This window comes from Neobacillus drentensis (assembly GCF_036966985.1).
Classification (GTDB): Bacteria; Bacillota; Bacilli; order Bacillales; family Cytobacillaceae; genus Neobacillus; species Neobacillus drentensis_E.
The window spans coordinates 1-3382 of the sequence record NZ_JBALSN010000481.1 but is presented as its reverse complement, the minus strand read 5'-3'; the positions used below and the strand labels follow the sequence as shown (position 1 = coordinate 3382).

Annotated in this window: 4 protein-coding genes; all 4 read right to left on the bottom strand. The window is 38.3% G+C overall.

Going from position 1 to position 3382, the window contains the following annotated elements; genetic code table 11:
- Positions 1 to 148: 148 nt before the first annotated feature.
- The 4 genes from V7659_RS25825 to V7659_RS25810 all read right to left on the bottom strand — a co-directional run bounded on the left by V7659_RS25825 (position 149) and on the right by V7659_RS25810 (position 3285).
- Entirely contained in the window at positions 149 to 559 is a 411-nt protein-coding gene (locus V7659_RS25825) for an Asp23/Gls24 family envelope stress response protein (RefSeq protein WP_098574925.1), read from the bottom strand.
- An 18-nt stretch (positions 560 to 577) separates the two neighbouring features.
- Positions 578 to 1933: an acetyl-CoA carboxylase biotin carboxylase subunit gene (gene accC, locus V7659_RS25820; protein ID WP_335542965.1), complete on the bottom strand. Its 1356-nt coding sequence runs from the start codon at positions 1931 to 1933 to the stop codon at positions 578 to 580.
- An 18-nt stretch (positions 1934 to 1951) separates the two neighbouring features.
- Positions 1952 to 2464: an acetyl-CoA carboxylase biotin carboxyl carrier protein gene (accB, locus tag V7659_RS25815; RefSeq protein ID WP_335542964.1), complete on the bottom strand. Its 513-nt coding sequence runs from the start codon at positions 2462 to 2464 to the stop codon at positions 1952 to 1954.
- A gap of 251 nt (positions 2465 to 2715) precedes the next feature.
- The gene (locus tag V7659_RS25810) at positions 2716 to 3285 is read right to left on the bottom strand and encodes a SpoIIIAH-like family protein (RefSeq protein WP_335542963.1); all 570 of its coding nucleotides are present in this window, start codon (positions 3283 to 3285) and stop codon (positions 2716 to 2718) included.
- Positions 3286 to 3382: the final 97 nt, after the last annotated feature.

Genomic DNA, 3382 nt, shown 5'->3' with positions numbered 1-3382 from the left:
GAATAGGATTCACATTAACGATAATAGCATAACTAAAAATGATTCGCACTCTAACCTTGTTATTTTTCCAATATGTAAGCACTTTTATTTAAAACTAAATTCTAGAAATAGAAAAACCAAAGGAATAAAATCCTTTGGTTTCCAAATATTAGACTTCAGTGTCGATTATCTCTGGTTCATTCTTTTGGTTTTCAAATTGTATGCCTACCACATGAATGTTTACTTCCTCTGCATCAAGAGCAGTCATATTCAGCAATGCTTGCCGAATATTATCCTGAACTTTACTTGCAACAGATGGAATGGATATTCCAAACTTCATCATACAATAAACATCAACTTTTATTCCTGACTCGGTTAGTTCTACTTTGACGCCTTTACCGTGGTTTTTTTTCCCTAAACGTTCAACCACACCTGTTGCGAAATTCCCACGCATCGCAGCAACACCTTCCACCTCAGAAGCAGCAATGCCTGCAATCACTTCAATCACTTCAGGAGCAATTTCAACTTTTCCATGTCCGTTATTGCCTTGTTCCATTTCCAAGACACTAAACTCACTCATTCATAACACCTCCAAATATTAATGAGACTTCATCACATCATACAATTCCAAGAATTTTGTATTAAAGCCGCCTTCTACAAATTTTTCATGATCGAGCAGTTTTAAATGGAATGGAATGGTTGTATGGATACCTTCGACAACGAATTCACTTAAAGCACGTTTCATTCTTGAAATTGCCTCTTCCCTGGTTGCGCCATATGCAATGACTTTTGCAATCATGGAATCGTAATATGGCGGAATCGTATACCCTGGATAAGCTGCTGAGTCAATACGTACACCAAATCCACCTGGTGGAAGATACATGTTGATTTTTCCGGCTGATGGGAGAAAATTCTTTTCTGGGTTTTCGGCATTAATCCGACACTCAATTGCCCATCCAGTGAAAGTTACATCCTTCTGATTTAACTTTAGTTTCTCTCCAGAAGCCACTCGGATTTGTTCTTTAATGAGATCTATCCCGGTGACCATTTCCGTTACAGGATGTTCCACCTGAATCCGTGTATTCATTTCCATAAAATAAAATTTCCGATTGCGGTAGTCATATATAAATTCTACCGTGCCGGCACCTGAATAATCAACTGCTTTTGCAGCTTTTACAGCCGCACTTCCCATTTCTTCCCGGATTTCACCATCTAATGCTGGTGATGGTGTTTCTTCAAGAAGCTTTTGGAGTCTTCGTTGAATGGAACAGTCTCTTTCTCCTAAATGAATGGTGTTTCCGTAGGAGTCAGCAAGGACTTGGATTTCAACATGACGGAAATCCTCAATATATTTTTCAATGTAGACACCAGGATTTCCAAAGGCTGTCATCGCTTCTTGCTGTGTAATACTTATGCCCTTTACTAATTCCTGTTCATTCTTGGCAACGCGAATCCCTTTGCCGCCTCCACCCGCTGTTGCTTTAATAATTACTGGATATTGGATTTTTTTCACAAGTTCAAGCGCCTCATCGATGTCGTTAATAATCCCAGTTGACCCTGGGACAATTGGAACACCGGCTTCCCGCATGGTTTCCCTTGCAATATCCTTTGTACCCATTTTTGTAATCGCTTCAGGGCTTGGACCGACGAATGTAATATTGCATTCCCGGCAAAGCTCTGCGAAATCAGCGTTTTCAGCTAAGAACCCATAACCTGGGTGGATAGCGTCACAAGCTGTTAACTTTGCTACACTAATAAGGTTTGTTACATTTAAATAACTGTCTTTTGATGAAGTTGGTCCTATACAGTAGGCTTCGTCTGCCAGCTGAACATGTAATGCTTCTCGGTCTGCTTCAGAGAAAACAGCTACCGATTCAATTCCCATTTCACGGCATGCACGAATAATTCTAACTGCAATTTCTCCTCTGTTTGCAATTAACAGTTTTTTTATCATCCTGTTATCGCTCCTAACTTAAGGTTTTACTAAAAATAAAGGCTGTCCGTATTCTACTAATTGACCATCTTTAACGAGGATTTCAACAATTTCTCCGTCAATTTCTGCCTCAATCTCATTGAATAATTTCATAGCTTCGACAATGCATACAATGGAATCTTTTGTTACGTTCGATCCCTGTTTCACATAGGCGTCAGCATCTGGAGTTGGTGAAGCATAGAAAGTTCCAACCATAGGAGATACAATTTTGTGAAGATTTGTTGTATCGGCTTGCTTTACAGTTTCTTGCTTTTGAACTTCTTGGCTTACTTCCTGAACGGCAACGGATGGTGTTGCGGTTTGAACGATTGGTGCTACTGGAGTTGATACAGCTTCAATTTGAGATGGAGCAGCACTAACTTGTGAAACATATGTAGCTGAAACATTTTTTTTCATTTTAATTTTTGAACCTTCGTTTTCATATACAAACTCATCAATACTAGATTGATCCACCAATTTTATTAATTCCCGAATTTCTTGAACTTTTAACATTGAGTTACACCCCTCATACAACAAAATTATGACTAACTACTATAACTATACGATAATATCTAGTGAAAATTCAATGATGTATATCTTCTTCATTGAAAAATCCACCCTCTGTCTTATACCTTGATCTTAATATTTTTACGAACAAAAGGAAATTTTGGACAGTTGATATCTCACAGCATATCATTTTACCCTATTTGATGGACCTCAAGCAAAAAAAAAGGAAAGTCGGTGACTTTCCTTTTGATCGTAACTTACTTAGTTGGCTGAAATTCAACTGCTACATAATTGGTTTCACCAATTTCTTTTTTCACTTGTAGGATGATTTTATTTGCCTCAGTTGCAGAAGGCTTATTCTTAGATTTAACGGTAACTCTTACTTCCTCACCATCTGCTCTGACTAATGCATCTTCATAGCCCATGGTTTTAATTAGGGTTTCAAGAATTTCTTCTTTTTGTGCTGCTTGATTCAATTTATCCATTTGGTCCTTTACTTTGCTGCGTTCGACTGCTGGTAGATCAGTCGAGGCAAGCTCAGTCGTTAAATCCTCTTGTTGTTGACTTCTTAGGTCATCTAACTTCATACGAAGTTCTTCAAACTCTTGATCACCAGCAACGGTTGATACAATTGTTTTATCATCCTTAGCTTCTGTTTTTGTTGTTGTTTTTGTTGTTGTTTTTCCTTTATTTTGCTCCTTGGCATCTTGCTGTATAGCTGCAAGATCATTACTCTTCTGCTCAGGTGAAGTAATGTAATAAACAGATAATACAACAACTAAACTTAACATCGTTAATAACCAAACTGTTTGTTTTTTCAATAACATATAAAAACACCCCTTTTATTTTTTAGGCCTATTAAACTTACCTGTTGATTTCCGCTCCAGGCACGTGCGGTTCGCGGGCGGTCCGGGGAGCCTCCTC

Coding starts and splice junctions, on each gene's coding strand:
- V7659_RS25810 (WP_335542963.1), bottom strand. CDS start 3,285: ATGTTATTGAAAAAACAAACAGTTTGGTTATTAACGATGTTAAGTTTA.
- accC (WP_335542965.1), bottom strand. CDS start 1,933: ATGATAAAAAAACTGTTAATTGCAAACAGAGGAGAAATTGCAGTTAGA.
- V7659_RS25825 (WP_098574925.1), bottom strand. CDS start 559: ATGAGTGAGTTTAGTGTCTTGGAAATGGAACAAGGCAATAACGGACAT.
- accB (WP_335542964.1), bottom strand. CDS start 2,464: ATGTTAAAAGTTCAAGAAATTCGGGAATTAATAAAATTGGTGGATCAA.